A 19,996-nucleotide genomic window follows, 5' to 3' on the forward strand; every position below is an offset into this window, starting at 1 on the left:
CAAAGTCTCCGCTCCTTGGGTTCCGTCCGGCGCGGCGCGGGATGATCATATTTACTCTTGCGCGGATCTTTGAAGACGCGGCTACCTGTTTTGCAGTTGCCTTTCCAAGCGCGAAAGGCCGGAACAGCCGCGCTCAATTAGGGCGGCAATCGGCATCGGAAAGACCATCAGTCTGTTATATGGACCATCGGTTTGTACTTCAAGAGGCACGTGCGGCACGCGAGCCGGCGTGGAAGACTTCACCGGGTTGAACAGGAGCAACCACTTCGGGCTTCGAGGGTTCACCCCCAATGCGGCCGGGCCTCGCCGGATAGCGTCTTCAACGCCACATTTGGATCGCCAGCTCACCAGTGGGCGCCACCGCCACTCAGTGGCTTGCGTCCGACCCGCCGAGACCCAGAGCGCCCGGGTTCATCAATCCCTGCGGATCGATGGCCGCTTTGAGGCGGCTTAGCAGGCGGTAGGCCATAGGGTCCATTACCTCACGGAAGGGATAGTCGCGCGCCACCTGCCAGCTGACGCCGCCGCGACCGGCGAAGAGCTTCTGCACGCCACGCCGCAGGCTGACCACCGCCTCGCGGGCGGCAAGGTCGGCCGGGCGGCCCCGCCAGGGCGCGACCACGTCGTCGCCCAGGGTGCGCACATGCAGTGGGGTGATCTCGTCCAGCCAGTAAAAGGACGGCTCCAGGAAGAAGGCGTGGCCGACCGTCATGGTCATCAGCGAATGACGAATCCCGTGAGACTGCATCAGGGCGGCGTGCGCGGCGAGGAAGGCCTGGCTGGCCTGGCAGATATCGAGAGCCTGCGAGATCGGAAAGAGCCCGTGCACCGGCACCCAGCGCTCTCCGTTGCGACCGAGGATCCCGCGCAGCAGGCCGAAGGGATGGGCGCGCAGGCTGTTGGCCACGGCCGGGTCAATTTCGACCCCCTCTCGGCCGGCCGCGGTGCGAACGGCGGCCATGGTGGCCTCAAGCTCATCAGCCGAGCCCGCCTCGACGGAGAGGTGCAGGCAGAACGCCTGGTCCTGCAGGACCGGGGCGGCCCCGGCAACGCCTCCGAAGGAGGCCGACTGCTCGATCTTTGCGCTGTCGATCCCAAAGATCTCCGAGGTGCCCGCCACCCTTGCAAGGGCAGCCTGGGCGCGCACGCCCGCGGCCAGCGACGCGAATCCGAACGACAACCCACGCCCGTGCGCCGGCCGGGGTGCGAGCCGTAGCGTCGCGGCGACCTTGAAGCCCAGCGCGCCGTTGTCGCCCACGAAGAGGCCGGTCATGTCGGGGCCGCCATCGCGGGTGAAGGGCGCGGCTCCGCGGCGGGCAGCGGAGCCGGTGGTCACCTGCGCGCCGTTCGGAAGCACGACGGTGAGGCTGAGGACGCTGTCGCCTGCCGAGCCGTGAGCTGCGGAGCCGTAGAACGCCCCGTTTTGGGCCAGGGTCCCGCCGACCGTCGCCCGGCTCCCGGAGAGCGGTCCCCAGAATGCCGCCCGCCAGCCGGACCCCTTGAGCGCGGCCTCGACATCGGCCCAAGTGCAACCCGCCTCAACCGTGATGTAGGCGTCGGAGAGGTTCACCTCGATGATCCGGGTCAGCCGGGTGGCCTCCACGACGATCGACCGGGTCGTGGCCGGGAGGCAGCCCTTTGAGTAGGACATGCCACCACCGCGCGGGATCACGGCCAAGCCCGCGTCGCAGGCGAGCCGGATCGCCTCGGCCGCCTCGCCGGGCGTGGCCGGACAGACGATGGCGTCCGGCAGCACGCCCGGCTGCCAGAAGATGTCATTGGCATAGAAGGCGCGGCTCACCGGATCATCCAGCACCGCACCGTCGCCAAGCGCGCCGCGCAAGTGCGTCAGGAGTTGCGGAACGGGATCGGCGGGGTGGGGGACGAGCTGCTGCATGGGGCGGACTCCAGTCTGTCGCTTGACGGCGAGCGGGCGCGGCGGTTCCGGCGGTCGCTCCGAAAAAACCGAGGGTCTGTTTGGCAGACCATCAGTCTGTAAAACTCGCCTGCGCAGCATATGTTCCTGCGGTGCCACTCTTTATTTAGGCAAAGTCGGGTACATGACTATAATAGGTGATTGTGCCCGCGGGTGAGGTAGCGCAATGGACAGCTCACAGTAGCTTCCGACAGAGGACGGTATGTTATATCCGGGTCGATTTTTGGAGCCGAGCGATGTTGTGATGCTTGCCCACGCTACGGACCCGCAGAGGGCCTGGCAGCCAAAGCGCCACCCACTGTCCTTGATTACAACGGCGCCGGGCGCGTCTTGGAAGAAGTGACGCACACTGATCCACCTTTGCCGGGCCACACAGTCCCATTCCGGACCGAAGCCAAAGGCGCGCGAACTGAGGACCGACGAGTCACACTAACAATGTTTGGCTAGTGCATTGCGCGTCCATCGAGCACGGGAAGGCCTATTTTTCATGCAGAATGGTAGCTTACAGACAAATTCTACCTGAGCGCCGCTGTCGGTCGCGAGCAGGGCGCTTTTCTACCATGAGACCACCCGATCATTTACAATGATGGGATCTGCCCTGTCCTAAGCACCTCTGGCGTAATTACCGAGCAGGTCTGCTTATCGTGGTTCCGCCGACACGAGCGGACCTTCTGCTTGCGGCCCCTTCCCGGTGGTTGAACTTACATCAGAGAGGACTGTTCAACGATGGGCGTAACGTACCACTCGACCGCCACTAGTCGCTCTTTTTTCGTGATGCACTGGTGTGCCATGCAACGGGATCAGCGATCCATCGATTGACATCGGATTCCCGCCAGCCCGCCCCGTTGACGCTGATCTTGATCTGAGCCGGGAACGTGCCTTCGGCGATCTTGCGATAGACGGTCGAACGGGACAGGCCGGTCCGGGAAAGGACGGTTTTGAGGCGAACGATACGATCCGGCTCGGACATAGCTTGCCTGCACCTCACTGGTTGTTGCTGATGTCTGCTGGGACAGACAGGACGAACCCATGCCAAAGGCAATCAGGTTTGTCGTCTCAGCCGGCTGCGGCGTGGAAACGGCGGCAAATCGGCACGCCTTAGATCCCAATGCCCCGCCCCTTACCGATGCCATGGCTGAATGCCAGTTCCGCGCCCAAGCGACGACCCGACTCCACGTTGATGCCAAGCTCGCGTTTGCGGTTTGCCAGTAGCGATTCAAGCTGCGGATCGCGTTCAAGGCTTTTGGCCATGTCGGACATGGCCGAGCGCGTTGACTTGTAGCCAGACATGTCGCCGGCCTGATATTGCTCCCGTCCCGTCCGGTCGAGCTTTTGCCAGCGTTCGACGAAACGGTCGGCGCGGCGGCCGGGATCGATGTCCATCCCGGTGCGGATTTCCGTTTCAAGCTGGAGAGCAAGCACGATGCGGCTGACGCGGCCAGCCCCCGCCTCACGAACCAACTCGGGATTCTTGACATAAGCCGCTTCGGCATCATGCCAGCCATACGGCCGCACCTTCTCGAAAGCGCTACGGGCATCCCTCAATTCGCGGATCTGTTCGGGGCTGCCCTGCCCGTCGGAATTTCCAGTACTGAGGATCGCGTCGATAGCGCGCGCGTGACGAACAAGCGACTGGGTGCGCGCGCGTCGCATTTCTGCTTCTGCGCTCCTCGGCACATGCGTGTCGCGGTGCGCTCCCCCAGCAAAAGCCTCTTTTCCAGGCGTGGCGCCAACATCTCCGATCCGCGTCCCGACACTTTCCCTTCCCGGCCCAGGTCCACCTTCCTGGCCGGGCCCGCCGTCTGCGGGCGAGCGTAACCCGTCCAGCAGCCCGTCGATCTTGTCGCGCAGCTTTTCCGGAACGATCCGGCGCACGATCTCGACCACACGCTCGCGGAACGTGATGCCGCGCCGCTCGGCATACTGTTGCGCTGGGTCGATCTGCTCATAATCCAACGCCATGTCCTTGGCGCGGTCCCGTGACAGCGTACGGTCCAGCCGCTCCCGCGTACTGAAGTCGTCGCCGCCGTAATGCAGGTCCATCCCGTCGCGATGCCGCGACAGTGCGACGTAGCTGCCATGCGCATCCATGCCCGGCGTGGCGAGCACATGGGTGCGGTCGACAGTCATGCCCTGCGCCTTGTGAATGGTCGCGGCGTAGCCGTGGTCAATGTGTGCGTAGTCTTTCAGGTCGAACCGCACGGAACGGCCGTCGTCGGTGCGAACCGTCATGCGCTGTGCGCTGACGTCCTCCACGATGCCAAGCGTACCGTTCTTGACGCCGAGCCCGCGCTCGTTGCGCAGGAACATGACGCGGTCGCCGCTGGCGAAGGCCCTTGCACCGCGTTCCACATCCACGTGGACATCGTCGCCGAGATCGCCGGCAGCGCGCATGCGCTCGCGCGCGGCCTGGTTTAGGGCGCGCACCTCGTGGTTTGTGTGGGTGAGGATGATCCGGCCTGCCTCAGGCTCTGCCTGCCTGTCGCGATCCCAGCGTTTGACGAGTTCATTCCGCGCGTCGTCGCGCGTTGCAGCCTGATGCACCATGCCTTGCGCGTCGTAGGCGCTGATCGCAGCGTTGATCCTGCCGGTTGCCAGATCGCGCGTGGCATCACGCTGCCAGTCCTCGCGCTGCCGCCGCACCTGGCCGATTTCGACGCCGCCGTGTCGCTCGTGAATCGAGCGGAATGCAGCGCCGGCTTCGATTGCCTGCAACTGCTGCGGGTCACCAACCAGCACAACCTTTGCGCCAACGTCCGCCGCATGGGAAAGCACGCGCTCCAACTGGCGCGTGCCGACCATGCCGGCTTCGTCGATCACCAGGACATCGCGAGTGGTGAGCAGATCCCTGCCCTGTCCCCAGCTGTGTTCCATACTGGCGATGGTGCGTGACGCGATGCCTGATCCGCCTTCCAGATTCTCGGCGGCAATGCCGGAGAGTGCTGCGCCTCGAACCTCGTAGCCAGCAGCTGCCCATGCCTGGCGCGCAACGCCCAGCATGGCGCTCTTGCCCGTTCCGGCAAAGCCGACAACGACACCAAGACCGCGACCATCGGTGATATGCGCAAGCGCATCGGTCTGCTCGCGTGACAGGACAAGACCGCGTTGCGCAGCCCGCGCCAGCGCTGCCTCGCGATGTACGTCACCCACCGTGTGTCGCTCGTCCAAATCCATGCGTTCCGCCGCGCGGTGAAGGCGCTGTTCGGTCTCGATCATCTGCTTGGTGGTGAAGCGGTCTTCACCGCGTCCGTCCTCGCCGAGTTCCACCAGATCGGGTGCATTGCTGATGGCTGCCACCACCTCGTTGAACTGCTCCATTCCGTCGCTGTGGCGATGCGAGAACTTTGCAATGTCCTTTCGGGTGAAGGTCGATTGCTGATGGGTGATGGCGTCCAGCGCCACGAATGGATCGGCAATGATGCGCGCACCATTGTTGCGCGCGATCTCGCGATGCAGTTCGGCGCGATCCGCTTCCATGTCGCCAGCAGCAAGGCCACCGACCTCGATGCGTTGAGCCGGTGCACCGATCTGGGTTTGCGGCTCCAGGGCAATGCCCTGCGCCTCCAGGCTGCGATGATCGATGCGTGCGTCGATGTCGAGTTCTGCCAGCCGCTCATTGGCCAGCTCCGCCCATCGCTCGCGCCAGCGCTCGAGCAGCTGGGTAGCATTCCAGTCTCGAACCTTTGGACCAAAACCATTCTCGTCCACGGACCGCATGGTCAGCATGACATGGGCATGCGGCTTGGGGCTGCCATCCTCTGCCCTGTCCCAATGCACATTGAGATCGGCGACCATGCCCCGACTGACAAACTCGGCTTGTACAAAGTCGCGCGCCAGTTCGATGCCTTGCGCCTGGCTGAGTTCGCGCGGCAGGGCAAACTCGACCTCGCGGGCAAGCTGGGCATCCTTGCGGACCTCGAACGCCTCGACATCGTTCCACAGCCTCTCGCGGTCGCGCCAGGCCTCCGGTGCATCCTCCGGCAGCATCACCTCGGAATGGACGACGCCGCGCTTGGCCGAAAAATCATGGCTGCGATCGATGCGCTCGTCGCGCAGCCGCGAAGCCGAGCGATACGCCGCAGACGCCACAGCACTGCTCCCAGCCTTGCGGCCAATGACCTTGACGTGAAGATGATAGATCGCCATCGCGACAGGATGTGCGTTGGGAGTTGAAAGGAAGGAGGGATTCAGCCTTCATGCTGCAATGGATCTCGCGGGGTGGAGGACCCCGCACGCTGTATGACGCAACATGCGGCGATAAGCAGATGGGTGAGGAGAACCGGGCGCTTCCGGGGAACCGTAAATTAGCAGAACCCATCAAAGCCGAACGGGCGGGGACTTCCGACCCCGTGAGCGGTTCGGCCAGCGAGCTTGCCATGGCGAGGGAAACCGAACCGATGGCGGACGCCCCGTTTAGAGATGGAGCCTGCCGACTCGGAAGTGGGCGGGTCGATCTGCGGATCGGTGGAGTGTTGGTCCGCGCTATCAGTACGCGGATTGGAGGCGCGCAGCTTGCTGTGCGCCAGCCTCGACATGAGTTTGCGTGGCGCCGAGGCCGGATTCCACACGGGGTAGAGTCGGCGCCTAAAGCGAGCGAGAGATCAGTTGCGGAACCCAAGAACCTTGTCACCATCTCCGGTGGTTTCGAACGCCGGACGACTGAAGCGGCCAGTGACCGTGGTGCCCAGGGACGGAGCCTTCGTAGTAGTCCGAGGACGGGAAAGCCGTTCACATGGCGAAGGGAGGCAGTGGATACAGCTTGCAAGCAGGAGGCGGGCACATGTCCGGCGGGGTGAATATCCCGTTCGTCCTCGACATGCAGTGCAAACTGTATCGGTGGAGCAGCGACGAACCTGACAAGGTCTTTGCTGATCTGTTCAATCTCATATGCGGCCGCAGAACCCTTGCCGAGGCTTGGCGACGGCTCGCCGGCAACCGCGGCAGCCGAACACCGGGAACGGACGGGATGACGCGTCGCACGGTCGAACAGCGTGCCGGTGGCGCAGCAAGGTTCCTCGACGAAATACGCGAGGCACTTCGCAACGGAACATATGACCCGGAACCCGTCAGGCAGCGGCTCATCCCAAAGCCTGGCAAACCGGGAGCATTCCGGCCACTCGGAATCCCCACGCTGACCGATCGTTTGGTGCAAATGGCCATGAAGCTGATCCTCGAACCCATCTTCGAGGCGGATTTCTATCCGACCTCGTATGGGTTCCGGAAAGGACGGAGCACCCATGATGCTCTGGAGCGAATCCAGAAGTGTCTTCACCCGTCGGTCCGTGGACCTTCGGTCTACGACTACGCCATTGAAGGCGATATCAAGGGCTGCTTCGACGCAATCGACCATCACGTCATGATGGAAGGCGTGCGACGGCGTATCGGCGACCGCAAGGTGCTGAGGCTGATCCTCGCATTCCTGAAGGCCGGCGTGATGATCGAGGGGACCATCCGACATCCCGTAACTGGCTCGCCACAAGGCGGGATCATCTCGCCGATGCTGTCGAACGTCTACCTGACAGCCATCGACGAACGGTACGGACGATGGTCCATGCGCCCCCGTGAACCGAGTAGCAGGGCGGCAGGCCGGCGGACTCTGGACCGCAAGAACGGCAAGCCGACATTCTACATGGTGCGCTATGCGGACGACTTCGTCGTCCTCGTGGAAGGCACGAGGGAGCAAGCGGAAGCTGAAAGGCAGGCGCTGGCGGAGTTCCTGAAGACGGAACTTCGTATGGAACTGTCGATGGAAAAGACCCGGATCACCGAGACCAAGGAGGGCTTCGACTTCCTCGGCTATCGGGTGGTGCGCACCAAAGCGCTCCGCACGGGGCGACTGGTCGGCAACCTCTTCATCCCGAGGAGCAAGCTCAACGACCTGCGCCACAGGATCAAGGTCCTGGTGAAGAGCACTCCTACCGGATGGCCGCTCACCAAAGTCGTCGGCACCCTCAACCCGATCCTGCTCGGGTGGCGGAACTATTACCGATATGCCACGCAGGCGTGTCGGGACTTCAGCCATCTCGACAAATGGATTTGGGAGCGCGTTGGACATTGGCTGCGTAAGAAGCATCGAAAGGCAACGTGGCGAGAGCTGCGTCGCCGCTTCACCGCCAACGTCACGGGACAACGGCATCGATGGGTCGAAGGCACGAAGCGCCTGAGGCTCCTCCGCGACGGCGGAACCATGCGTTACCCTCACCAAAGCATCGAGAAACCGAACGGATGGAATGCCCAATCCCGGCACCGTCAGCGCGAGAGCGTGGGCGACTTCTGGGACGCGTTCTACCGCCTCACGTCGGACTGAGGCACACCCATGAGCGATCTCTCGCTCATGCACGGAGAGCCGGATGCAGGGAAACTTGCCTGTCCGGTTCGGGGAGAGGGATGGAGAAACTTGTCTCCGAAAGGGGAAGTAGCGCTTCATCTCTACTCCACCATTTGCACGGCAAAGCGTACGTCGGCACGACGTATAAGCGCGCCCTCCCTCGAAAAATTCTCGGGATGGACCAGCCCGTCCTGGGCTGTCTCGGCAACGCTGAAGCCTTCCGGCAAGCTCTCGCCTATCATCGCCACATCGACAATCAACGGAGACAGCCATGCGCAAACCACGGGACTTCGACGCGGAACTGAAGGCGCTGGAAGACAAAGCGCGAGAACTCAAAACGCGCAAGGTGCAGCAACTCGGCGAACTGGTGATCGCCACCGGCGCCGATCAACTCAGTACCGACGAATTGGCCGGCGCACTGGTTGCAATCGCCGAGACGAAAGACGCCGCAAAGCGTGAGGCGTGGGCCAAGCATGGAGTGATGTTTTTCGAAAGCAGGTCCCGGCGAACTGCTCCGGCATCTCAGCGCAACCCTCGCGGCGCTCCAGCGCAACCGGGCAGCACACAATCGCCGGCGAGCGGCACAGGCTCGCAATGACATGCGGACATGGCAGGTCGAGCGACGCCACCGCACCCGGCGGCTCATCGAACTCGGCGGTCTCGTCGTCAAGGCACGCATTGTCGAGCTCACCAACGACGATCGCGCTACTATTCACGGCGCGATGCTTTGGATCGCCGAGAAGCTTCAGAGCTACGAAGGCGAGCATGCGCGAAACCTATGGGCCGCGAAAGGAAAACACGCGTTCGCAGAACGAAATGACGAGCAAAAGGGCAGCGAACGTAGAGATCGTCGGTGAGACTGGCGCGAAGCTTCCGGATAGCGTAGCTCCGCCCACGCCGAGGTGATGCCCCGCATGTACCTCTTGGCCGGAAAAGGTTGCGGAACAAGTTGTCGCGAACCCTTTAAAAATCCTACGAACGGTCTTGGCCTCGTTTCGTCGACCAGCAGGTTTGGCTTCAACGACGGTCGAGCGCCACGTAAGCTAAGCTCGCATTTACCCGATTCGTTTCTCTTGGGATGGCTAAGCGCAGGGGTCTGATAAGAATGACTGACCCAACACGCCATGCCTGACCTCCGCCAACACGAGCAACGGTAGAAGTCGCGCTAAACTCGCTCTAGCCCGGCCGAAATGGGGCCGGAACCGGCCTGCTCGCTACCTTACGGCGTTTGGCTTAGGTCGAATCGCGCTTACTGGTCCATAATCATCGCTACGTCTTCCGGCGTAATCTGAAGAGAGCCGGCCGGCCGGCGGGCGAGCTTGGTCCTCATGATCTCATACCGGATGCCGATTTCAGCGACGATCTGGTCGATGTCGGACGGTTGATCGTTTGCCCGGGCCAAGCCAATGATGGTCGTCACGGAAGACCTGAAGTATTCAGCTAGGTTGAGGATAAGCGCCGACGCAGTCACAGAGGTACTGGCTGAGATAAGGAACGCCGTCGCGAGCGAGGAGATCAAACTTGGAGCGACGGAAGTGCAGCAGATCATCACCGACACCACGACGTATGAAGGCAAGGTGACCGGGTCGGTTACATCACTGAAGGCTGCGACTGAGGCCTACGTAAATACCATCAAGGCGCAAATCGCAAGCTGGAAGTCTAAGGAAATTCAAACCGTAGAGGATATTGAGAGGAAGAAGAAAGAGCTGCTTGCCGCAGGCATCCGGCTGGACATGCCATTCATTCAAAAACTCGTCGCTGATCAGGCACGAGCTCAAACCAACCTTGGCAATGCCAAGACTTGGATTCCTGGGCTTGCAAAACTCCGCGCCGATTACACGTCCTTGCTCAAGCGACGTTGGGAAGCACGCTCGAAGGTCGCAATGTTGCGCGTTGGCTTTGCTTCACGCGCTTCTAGGGCCTTGGATGGTGGCCTGTCAGATCTCTTTGTTACACTCAAGTATGATGAAAGTAGCCTTTCACCTGATGCTGAGCGAATGCTGAACGAGGTGATGGGCTGGAGAACGCTCCAACAAAAAAAGGCCGGCGCGCTAGTCTCCCAGCTGACCGTTCCGCGCCTGCTCGAGTGCGTTCGTCGCAGTAATCCCGATCCTATCGTTGCATTGCGCGACGGGGGGCAATCCGCGATCTTTCAGCGAAACGAAGCCCTGACATTGTTGGAACGGCTGACAGATCCTGAAATCCTCCGGAACTTTGAAACTGTGGCCGTTCATGATCGACCGAAGCTCAGCGTGACAAAGCGCATCGCACAACCAGGCGGCGCGCCGAAGCACGTCCCGCGAGATTTCAAGAAACTCTCGCTCGGGCAACAACAGTCCGTGCTGCTTGCGCTGATGCTGACTAGTGAAAGTACAGCTCCATTGATCGTTGACCAACCAGAGGATAACCTTGACAGTGAGTTCATCTATAAGGCTCTCGTCCCGGTCATACGCGCAGCGAAGGAGCGCAGACAGGTTATCGTGGTTACCCATAACGCCAACATTGCCGTTCTTGGTGACTCCGAATTGATCGTTGCACTCAAGGCCACCAATGAGAAGGCATCCATCATCACGCGCGGTTCAATCGATCATTCCGAAACGCGCGAAGCAGCTTGTGCTATTCTTGAAGGTTCTCGAGAAGCTTTCGAGAGGCGGTCGGTAATCTATGGCGATGCGCCTAGTTGACTCGCATCGATGGGGCCGAAAGGAATCCAGAGCCCGATCCGCTCTGCGACAAAACAGCGGGTCGTTGGCCTCCTGCGCACAATGCCACTGCCACCTAGTCTAGATGGCTCAGTCGCGCGCCACGCGGTATCGTCGGACCTAACTTTGCTGTGTTCGGAGAGACTTGCTCTTGGCTGCCGCCACAGCATTTGGCACCGAGGTAGGCACTCAGTCGCGAGAATTGAGGGCGCGCCCGTGGCATGCCGAGTTAGGCGACACGGTACGCAAACCGGTATCTGCTTCTATGAAACGGCAAAGTTCTTCTCAACAACCGCCCTGAAACGCAGAGCTTCCGCTCGTTAGACTCGATCAAACTAGGTCTGCAATGGGCCGGTAGCACACTGACAGCTATTAGACATCCAACCGGCACCAGCGGACATGGTAGGGGCTGGTGACGCGCCGCGACCATCCGCCTAACTTTGGGATCCCCCGGTTGATGATGGCATGGGCTCGAGCTGGGTGGCCCAAGGAATAAACGCGGCGAGACGCTCCGAGATTCCCGACGGCTTCGAGATATCTATGGTCGCCACACGCAATCGCTTGGTACTGCCGGTGACCATATGGTCGGCTAGAAGGCTGCCATCTCCCTTGAGCCCCGAGTGATGTGGATACAGTAGCGTCAGCGCGGGTGAGTGATAAAGTTCGCCATAGGCCATCATCTGGTAGACGTCGCCCTGAGACACCCCGCGCTTGGGGTCGTCGACGCGGGCGTCAATGCGCTTCCACTTCGTGTCGATGACCTGGACCACCTCATTGCCGCGTTTGATCAGGATGTCGGGGCGCGTCTGGAACAATCCGCGCTGGTCCTCGGTCTGAAGGCAATAGAGTCGGCCGCCCTGGCTGACGACCCGCAACTCGCTGCCCGCAAGCCCGCGCTTCAGCATCCGAGCAACATACTCCTCGAACAGGACGTTCATCTCGAAGAGGAGCGAAAAACCATCCGAGCCACCGCCGGACGTCGTCTGGAAGCGGTCACCCAACAGCAGTCGAGCAAGATTGAGCAGCTCTTGCCACCGCGAATTCGTCCTGTCGAGGACCACAGCATCCCACCTCAAAGCGGCGAGGGGAACGTCGGACACATCGGCGTAGGCGAACGAGAGCTCGCGAAGGCGCATCTGATTGGCCGTAGTTCGTGCGACCCGCACGAGACGAAGGACGGCTGCCTTCATAATCTGGTTAAGGGCGATGTCGACGGTCAGTGCATCGTAGTGGCAGGCGAGTAGAGCGGGATTGGCCGCCAAGGTTGTGAACTGACGCTTGGCATCCAGTCGCCCGCGTAGAACCGGCAGGTCATCGTAGTGCCGCAGGTAGCGCCTGGGCATGCCCTCCCGGATGCTGTCGATCAGCTTCGTCGTAAAAAGTCGGATGAGGATCTCGAGCAGCGTCTCCCGTTGCCAATCGAGTGCTGTGACCTGGCCTGCTTCGATCCTCAGATCCAGCGCGACGGCGAGCATGTGCACCAAGCGACGCCGAATGCTCCCAACGGCTTGGGCGCCCTGCTCCCCCGGAATGTCGATTTTGGGTAGGATTTCCAGCGCGCAGCCCTGCGCGGCCACAACACCGACGACGCCGCGGGCACGCAAAGCTTTCCGTCCATGCTCCAGGACGCCGCTCTCACCGCGACCAGCCAGTGGCGAAGCGGCAGCAACAGCTGCGATACGATCGGCGGCATCGGCGGGGATCTGATCGTCCCCTGGCCCATATCGAATGGAGTCCCATTCCAATACGGTTCGCCTGATCATGAGGCGGCGAACTCTTCGTAGGAGAATGCGTTGCGAACCCTCCAGCGGTAGCGAGCGCTGCCATCCCCGTCCTGGGACATCCCCTTGGGCGGCTGCAGGCGCACCCGGTCGATGAAGCGGCCTTCGCGGCTGCCTTCGCTCTCCGTGGCGTCGCCCAGCACCGCTGCAACTTTCGACCAGTCCTCGTAGAAATACTCCGCCAGCAGTGGGATCACCTTGTGGCGCATGACGGCGTCCACGTCCTGACGGTTTGAGCAGCCAATGAAGTAGGCGTGGCCGATCTGGTGCTCGCGGTCGAATAGGTACTCGATCCGCTCGTTCACCACCGCCAACAGCTTCCCAAGATCGATGCCATCGACTTCACCAAGCGTCGTCGGATCCGGCATCAACTCCCTGAACTCGAATCGGCGCCGCAAGGCAGTGTCTAGAAGCGCGATGGATCGATCGGCAGTGTTCATCGTCCCAATGACCTGGAGGTTTGCCGGCACGCCGAACATCTCTGCCGAGTATGGCAGCCGCACCCGCAAGGCGTTCTGTTGCCCCAGCCGCTTGTCGGGCTCCAGCAAGGTAATCAGCTCGCCGAAAACCTTTGAAATGTTGGCCCGATTGATCTCGTCGATAATTAGCACGAACGACTCTGGAGCACCGCTGCCGGTGCTCTGCTGGCTCGCGATGTAGCGCTCAAGTGCCGGGCGGTTAAGGTCGGAGTTGTCGAGCAGGTAGATCGATTTCTGACTGAAGCTCCGGCCATAGATCTCGCTCACCGGCACGCCGGCTCTGTCAACCCAGAGCCACTTCACCGCCCGACGATGTGCGTAGCCGCCACCCTCGCGCGGCGCGAACCGGTAGTCGCCCGTCACTTCACCGATGGCGCGGAAGAGGCTGTTGCCCTTCGACACCACGACGATGTCGCCGACCTTGAGCCAGTTCCGGAAGATGAAGGGCATCTGCACGCGGCCGCTCGCCGCGGTGGGTTCTCCCACTCCCATGACGCCATTCGAGCGAACCGCCTTGATGAACGCTTCTCGCGTTTCAAAGCGCGCATCCGTCCAGTCGATGTCCTCGAAGCCCAGAAGGGTGTAGCCGCCGGCGATCGCTTCCTCGAAGAGGTGTGCATCCTCCGAGCTGAACGCTTCGCCAATGGACATCTTGAAGACCTGACGTCCAGCGACGGAGTACTGGACGTCACCTGTCCCCGTGCTCGTCTCCGCTCGCCTAGCGATACGACGAAGGACGCCCTGCACTACTTTCAGCTCGAAGCCGGCGGCGCCCTCCTCGGTGGTCTGCGTTGGGCGCAATCCCTCGACGAAGTCCTCATAGGCGACCGACTGGTGAAAGGTGACGAACTCGATCCTTCCAGCGTCGAGCAGTTGCCGATAGACAGCCATGAGCTCGTCTCGATCGCTAGGTACGGCCTCGCCGCACATGCGTACGGCTTCCCGGGCCGTCGCGAAGGTCTTGCCGGTGCCAGGAGGGCCGTAAAGGATCAAGTTTGTCGGCTGCCTCATCGCAATCGGTGCCTCTGTGGGGTTCTCGTTGTAGGCCGGCGTCGAACCATCGACCCTGAAGCGGAAGCGGGTCGCGGAACTCTGGTCGGCCCCGATCTGCACTGGGCTTGCCACATCCGCCATGGTGAGGAACTTCTGACCCTTCAGCGCCTGGCAGATGTTGGGCCATGCCTGGTTCAAGCCCAACGCCGAGTTGACGTCGCTGACCAGAACCTCGACTTCTGCCTCGTCGCCCTCGCGTGCCGCCTCGATGTAGTGCTCGAGCACGTACTCGCGAATCCGGTCAGCGTACTTGTCGCTTTGGGGTTCACCCGCCAGGAACTGGCCGTATTGCGCGAGCCAAGAGCGCCAGTTCGACAATCGGCCACCCGGCTGCTCCGCCTGTGGCATCAAGGCTCGAAACTCGTTGCCGCCTGCCTCGAAATCCTCGCGCAGCTCCTTCAAACGACGACGCAGCTGTTCGAAGCGATCGGCCTTCCAGGCCGCCTCAAGGTCGGTATGGGAAGAGCCCAGCTTCGCCAGATTGTTCTCGATGGTCCGGACGGCGTGAACGCGCGTCCGTCGCCCATTTTCGGATTCGGCCCCTCTTTGCTGAAGCCACAGCTTGAATGCTTCGTCCTGCAATTGCTTCCCCCAAATATGCCGGCAACCTCCAACCGATCGCGGTCGAGGGCAAGTGCAAGCAGCCCTAGTCGCCGAATGATCTATTGATCGATGGCGCTTGATCGACGTTGTCAGGAGACGTCAGCGAGCCCGCGATATCAAAAAAGTCGATCAAGCAGTCCCCCAACTATGCCAATAGGTTCGTAGCAACGAGCGGCCATGTCAACTTGTAGCGCTTGCTACGCGACGCGCTCGAACCCCCTCCGCCGTGCCCGCTCTGGTCCTCCAAGGTCTTTTTTGCATTACATCCTCGTCCACCCGAAGGCAGTTCCCGGTCCACCTCGTCAAGGCCATCGATAGTAGCGGAACATGAAGTTGCTGGACGACGGGCACCGACAGGATTTATCCGCCACCGTCGAGGAACGTCCGCTTTCGCGAAATCCCACATGCGGTGTGAACGGCCGAAATCAGGCGCAAAGCTGCCGTTCACATCATCGCCTTCAGGTAAGATTCTGGTATTGCCTCCCGATCTTTTGCAACACTAGAGAGGCACGTCACGCCCGACATTGTAGAAAATATCGTGGGGTGTCTGAGTGGGGGGAAAGGCGGTAGCGCTCTCCCGCTACCAAAACTCCCTAAACCCTCAACGCCCGCGCAATCTGACCACAGGGCTTCATGAGATAGGGAAGCGTTGTGGGACTGGTGGTCGAGAGGACACCTCCACCGGCGTGCCAATAGGCAAGTCCGGCAAAGCAAGTCTGCACGACGGTCAGATTGGGACGCCAGCGGGCCAGTCCTACCGCTTTTCACTTTGGTCGGCCGTGCCGCGTGCGACAAAGCGGCGCCAGCCGCCGTAGGCCGAAATGTCGGTAGCCGCCGACAGGCCTGCTGTTTCGGCGAGAAACCCCTTCGCCAACGTTCCATCATCGAGCTCGATCGTGCCGATGCCGAGCGGCGGCGGGATGGCGGCGACGAAGCGGCCGAATGCAGCCGCATCAAGTCGCCAGACCTCGACGTCGATCCGCATGCCGCCATCTGCAACGCGGATCAGCCCCGGCTTCGGCACCAACTGGCCGGCCAGAGCATAGAGCTTGTAGGCGGCGGCGGTCCTGGTCGCGCGCCCGAACTGCGCGCCAAGCTGGTTGAGCTGGCCGTTGAGCGGCATGCCCGACAGATGCGCGCCGACCACCACTAGGTCGATCAGGCCGTCGCCAGGCGGCTGGGCGGCTGGCTGCAGGCCGGGCTGTGGCCAGTCTGTGGCGCCGAGCGGAAGGCCGCTCGCCGCATGCAGGTCGCGGGCGAGCATCGCCGTCAGTGCATCGCAGCCGGCCGGCGCCAGCAAGGTGACGCTCATCGGCAGGCCGTCGCCGCGCTTGCCGGTCGGCACGGCGATGCCGCACATATCGAGCAGGTTGACGAAATTGGTATAGGTGCCGAGGCGGCTGTTGGTCTCGACGGGATCGGCGAGCACGGTAGCAGTGGTATAGTGCGTTGGGGCGGTCGGCACGCAGAACAGGTCGACCGAGGCGATGACCGGGGCGAGCTTCGCCTTGTAGGCCTGCAACGTGTAGAGGCCGCGGAAGGCGTCTGCCGCCGACAGGTTCCTGGCGCCGCCGATGATCTTGCGCGTCACCGGATGCAAGGCGGCTTCGTTGGCCTCCATGAAATCGCGGATCGCCGCATAGCGCTCGGCCACCCAGGCGCCCTCATAGAGCAGGTTGGCGGTGGCGTAGAAATCGCCGAAGGGGATTTCTACCAGCCGGCAGCCAAGCCGCGACAGCATGGCAAGCGAAGCTTCGAATCCAGCCTGCATGGCCGTATCGCCGAAGAATTCGAGGTCCGCTTTTGCAGGCACGCCGACGGTCAGCACCGGCTGGCGCCTGGCGAGCGGCTGGACGGCGATGTCACGCGAATAAGGATCGGCAGCGTCGCGCGCGGAGGCAACGGAGAACACCCTATACGCATCATCGACGGTCAGCGCGAGCACCGAGACGCAGTCGAGCGTGCGGCAGGCCGGCACGACGCCGGCGGCCGACAGCGCGCCGACCGTCGGCTTCAGCCCGACGATGTTGTTGAGGCCGGCCGGAATGCGGCCGGAGCCGGCGGTGTCGGTGCCAAGCGCGAAGGAGACGATGCCGCGCGCCGTCGCCACCGCCGACCCCGAGGAGGAGCCGCCTGGCACAAGCGCCTCGTCGATGGCGTTGCGCGGGATCGGCCAGGGCGTGCGCACGCCGACGAGGCCGGTGGCGAACTGGTCGAGATTGGTCTTGCCGACGACCAGCGCACCGGCCGCTTTCAGCCGCGCCACGACGGTGGCGTCTTTCTCGGGCCAATAGGTGTATTCGGCGCAGGCGGCCGTCGTGGGCATGCCGGCGACGTCGATGTTATCCTTGACGGCGAAGGGAATGCCCCAGAGCGGCTTTGTCGCCGGGTCGAACGGACCGAGTGCCGCAGCCTGGGCGAGGAGATCCGCCTTGGCGGCGAGATGGATGAAGATGCCGGGGTCATCGGCCGCTTCGCTGCGGGTGAAGATCGTCGCGATCACATCGCCGACGGCGAGGCCTCCCCGATAGGCTGCGTGCAGGCTCGCTATGTCGAAGTGGATATCGCTCATTTCGTCTCCCCCAGAATGATCACCGGCAGGTCCCACTGGATCAGCACCACGCAACCGTCCTTCGTCCACACCGAATGCTCGGTGCCGACCGGGTTCAGGATGACGCTGCCGGCGGGATAGTCGCCGTTCTCGTCGCTCTGGGTGCCTTCCAGCACGACGATGGTTTCCAGCCCGACATGCCGGTGTCGCGGCACGCTGGCGCCGGACCGGTATTTCAGGATCGCGACCGACGGCTCGACCGGCCCGCCCTTCAGCAGCCAGTGCACGCTGATGCCGTCGCGGAAATGTTCGAACGCGAGATCGCGCCAGCCGCCGTCGAGCAGGCCGGCAAAGGCAAGATTAGGCATTGGCAATTCCCTCGAGCACCTGGTCGGTCGTTGCCGTCCAGCCGACGATGGCGCCCTGCGCCCGGATCATGGCCAGTGCCGCCGCCTTGAATTCGGGAAAGTAGCTTTCCGTCGCGTCCTCGGCGAGCAGACACTCATAGCCGCGGTCGTTGGCTTCGCGCATCGTCGTCTGCACGCAGACTTCGGTCGTCACACCGGCAAAGACGAGGTGCTGGGCGCCGAGCCGCTTGAGGTCGTCACCGAAGCTGGTCGCATAGAACGCGCCCTTGCCGGGCTTCTCGATCACGATCTCGCCGGGCAGCGGCGCAAGCGCGTCGAGGATCGCCGTACCCGGCTCGCCGGCGATCAGCACGCGGCCCATCGGGCCGGCATCGCCGATGCGGATCGACGGATTGCCGCGGTTGCGCTTGGCCGGCGGCAGGTCTGAAAGGTCGGGCCTGTGGCACTCCATGGTGTGGATCACCGGCAGGCCGGCGGCGCGAAAGCCCTCGATCAGCCGCTTCACCGTCGGAACGATCGCCACGACCCGGCTGACGTCGTTGCCGAGGCTGGCGCCGAAGCCACCGGGCTCGGCAAAATCGCGCTGCATGTCGATGACGACCAGCGCCACGGTGCGCGGCTTGAAGGCAAATGGAAATGGCCGCGCTGCGATTTCAGCCATCAATGATGTCCCGCCATGTGCTCGCCGATCGTCTGCACGCTCGCCTGCGTGATCGATGTTTCGTAGACCAGCGCGCCGTCGGACATGACGAGGATGCGATCGGAGAGTTCGAGCAGTTCGTCGAGATCCTCCGACATCAAAAGCACGGCGGCACCGGCATTGCGCGCCTTCATGATGCGGGCGCGGATCTCAGCCACGGCCGAGAAGTCGAGACCGAAGCACGGGTTAGAGACGATTAGCAGATCGACCTCGCCGGTGAGCTCACGAGCGAGCACGGCGCGCTGCACATTGCCACCAGACAGCGAGGCGATCGGCGAGGACAGCGATGCGGTCTTGACCTTGAACTGCTCGACCAGGCGGGCGCTGAATGTCCTGATGGCACCGGCACTGATCCAGCTCACCGGCTTGCCGTTGCCGTCGATATCGAAGGTGCGGAAGGAGATGTTCTCGGCCACGGTCATCTTCGGCGCGCAGGCGTTCTTCAGCGGCTCCTCCGGGATGAGGCGGACATTGAGCGCGCGCGCCTCGGCGCGCGTCGCCGCATAGGCGGTGCCGCGCACCATGACTTCGCCGGCATCGCGCGGGCGCTGCCCGGCCAGCACTTCGAGGAATTCCTTCTGGCCGTTGCCGGAAATGCCGGCTATGCCGACGATCTCGCCCGAGCGCACGCCGAGATCCTCGATGCGGATCGACTTCAGCCCGGTGCGGTCCGGTGCCTTCAATGCCTTGACTTTCAGCACGATCTCGGCGTTCGGCTTCGTCTCAGCACGGCTGTCGAGGGCGGCGATCGGCTGGTCGCCGATCATCATCGCCGCCATCTGCCTGTGGTCGAGGTCGGCGACGCGGCCGGTGCCAGTCAGCCTGCCCTTGCGCAGCACGCTGACGTCGTCGGCGAAGGCCGTCACCTCATGGAACTTGTGCGAGATCATCAGCACGGTGAGGTCGCCCGCTTTGGTCATGGCGCGCACCAGACCCAGCACTTCCTGCGCCTCGGCGGGCGTGAGTACGGAAGTCGGCTCGTCCAGCACCAGGAAGGAGCGGCCAAGATAGAGCTGCTTGACGATCTCCAGCTTCTGCTTCTCGCCGGCGGCAAGCTCGGCCACCTTCACGTCGAGCGGCAGTTTGAACGGCATCCGCTCCATGAACCGGGCAAGGCCGGCGCGCTCCTTGCGCCAGTCGATGACCCCCGGCACTTTTTCGCGCGAAATGACCAGGTTCTCGGCGCCGGTCAGCGACGGCACCAGCGTAAAATGTTGATAGACCATGCCGAGGCCGAGCGCGGAGGCATCCCTGGGGCTGGCGATCGCTACCTCGCGACCATCGACTAGTATGTCGCCTGATGTCGGATGGTAGAAACCCATCATGCATTTGACCAGCGTCGACTTGCCGGCGCCGTTCTCGCCGAGCAGCGCGTGGAAGGAGCCGGCGGGAACCTTGACCGAAACATTGTCGAGTGCGGTGAAGGCGCCGAAGCGCATGGTCATTCCGATGGTCTCGACCCCGACCGCCTTCCTGGTTCCGCTCATGGCAATTT

Annotated in this window: 14 protein-coding genes; 4 read left to right on the forward strand and 10 right to left on the reverse strand. The window is 62.7% G+C overall.

The genetic code is table 11. From position 1 onward, the window contains the following. Positions 1–367 precede the first annotated feature (367 nt). From FJ978_RS31110 to traA, 3 genes are all read right to left on the reverse strand, one after another. On the reverse strand, positions 368–1,897 hold the full coding sequence (locus tag FJ978_RS31110) for an FAD-binding oxidoreductase (RefSeq protein ID WP_140576612.1): 1,530 nt from the start codon (positions 1,895–1,897) through the stop codon (positions 368–370). A 793-nt stretch (positions 1,898–2,690) separates the two neighbouring features. After that, a complete protein-coding gene (locus tag FJ978_RS31115) occupies positions 2,691–2,906 on the reverse strand; it encodes an AlpA family phage regulatory protein (RefSeq protein WP_140576614.1) in 216 nt (71 codons plus the stop codon). A 128-nt stretch (positions 2,907–3,034) separates the two neighbouring features. After that, positions 3,035–6,082: a Ti-type conjugative transfer relaxase TraA gene (gene traA / locus FJ978_RS31120; protein WP_140576616.1), complete on the reverse strand. Its 3,048-nt coding sequence runs from the start codon at positions 6,080–6,082 to the stop codon at positions 3,035–3,037. Between the two features lie 634 nt (positions 6,083–6,716). Here traA and ltrA point away from each other — a divergent pair. The 3 genes from ltrA to FJ978_RS31135 all read left to right on the forward strand — a co-directional run bounded on the left by ltrA (position 6,717) and on the right by FJ978_RS31135 (position 9,121). Further along, entirely contained in the window at positions 6,717–8,243 is a 1,527-nt protein-coding gene (ltrA, locus tag FJ978_RS31125) for a group II intron reverse transcriptase/maturase (protein WP_140576617.1), read from the forward strand. A 292-nt stretch (positions 8,244–8,535) separates the two neighbouring features. Further along, positions 8,536–8,862, forward strand: a complete 327-nt coding sequence (locus tag FJ978_RS31130; RefSeq protein WP_140576619.1) for a conjugal transfer protein TraD — start codon at positions 8,536–8,538, stop codon at positions 8,860–8,862. Position 8,863: 1 nt separating this feature from the next. Then, a complete protein-coding gene (locus FJ978_RS31135; protein WP_140576621.1) occupies positions 8,864–9,121 on the forward strand; it encodes a conjugal transfer protein TraD in 258 nt (85 codons plus the stop codon). Between the two features lie 392 nt (positions 9,122–9,513). On the opposite strand, the gene FJ978_RS32920 is transcribed toward FJ978_RS31135, so the two are convergent. Next, complete coding sequence (locus tag FJ978_RS32920) at positions 9,514–9,684, reverse strand: hypothetical protein (RefSeq protein ID WP_181180446.1); 171 nt, start codon at positions 9,682–9,684, stop codon at positions 9,514–9,516. Here FJ978_RS32920 and FJ978_RS31140 point away from each other — a divergent pair. Next, positions 9,671–10,948, forward strand: a complete 1,278-nt coding sequence (locus FJ978_RS31140) for an AAA family ATPase (protein ID WP_140576622.1) — start codon at positions 9,671–9,673, stop codon at positions 10,946–10,948. The genes FJ978_RS32920 and FJ978_RS31140 overlap by 14 nt on opposite strands. Before the next feature lie 452 nt (positions 10,949–11,400). Here FJ978_RS31140 and FJ978_RS31145 read toward each other — a convergent pair whose 3' ends face one another. The 6 genes from FJ978_RS31145 to FJ978_RS31170 all read right to left on the reverse strand — a co-directional run bounded on the left by FJ978_RS31145 (position 11,401) and on the right by FJ978_RS31170 (position 19,988). After that, positions 11,401–12,729 (reverse strand): restriction endonuclease, encoded by a 1,329-nt coding sequence (locus FJ978_RS31145; protein WP_140576624.1) that lies wholly within the window; start codon positions 12,727–12,729, stop codon positions 11,401–11,403. Then, positions 12,726–14,861 carry an AAA family ATPase gene (locus FJ978_RS31150; protein WP_140576625.1) on the reverse strand — a complete coding sequence of 712 codons (2,136 nt, stop codon included), beginning with the start codon at positions 14,859–14,861 and terminating at the stop codon, positions 12,726–12,728. Before FJ978_RS31150 ends, FJ978_RS31145 begins: the two co-directional genes overlap by 4 nt. A gap of 775 nt (positions 14,862–15,636) precedes the next feature. Next, the gene (gene atzF / locus FJ978_RS31155) at positions 15,637–17,454 is read right to left on the reverse strand and encodes an allophanate hydrolase (RefSeq protein ID WP_140576627.1); all 1,818 of its coding nucleotides are present in this window, start codon (positions 17,452–17,454) and stop codon (positions 15,637–15,639) included. After that, positions 17,451–17,801 carry a cupin domain-containing protein gene (locus tag FJ978_RS31160; RefSeq protein ID WP_013893347.1) on the reverse strand — a complete coding sequence of 117 codons (351 nt, stop codon included), beginning with the start codon at positions 17,799–17,801 and terminating at the stop codon, positions 17,451–17,453. The genes atzF and FJ978_RS31160 overlap by 4 nt, the downstream gene beginning before the upstream one ends. Then, positions 17,794–18,462, reverse strand: a complete 669-nt coding sequence (locus tag FJ978_RS31165; protein ID WP_140576628.1) for an isochorismatase family cysteine hydrolase — start codon at positions 18,460–18,462, stop codon at positions 17,794–17,796. Before FJ978_RS31165 ends, FJ978_RS31160 begins: the two co-directional genes overlap by 8 nt. After that, on the reverse strand, positions 18,462–19,988 hold the full coding sequence (locus FJ978_RS31170; protein ID WP_140576630.1) for an ABC transporter ATP-binding protein: 1,527 nt from the start codon (positions 19,986–19,988) through the stop codon (positions 18,462–18,464). The genes FJ978_RS31165 and FJ978_RS31170 overlap by 1 nt, the downstream gene beginning before the upstream one ends. Positions 19,989–19,996: the final 8 nt, after the last annotated feature.

The organism is Mesorhizobium sp. B1-1-7 (assembly GCF_006442705.1).
GTDB lineage: Bacteria > Pseudomonadota > Alphaproteobacteria > Rhizobiales > Rhizobiaceae > Mesorhizobium > Mesorhizobium opportunistum.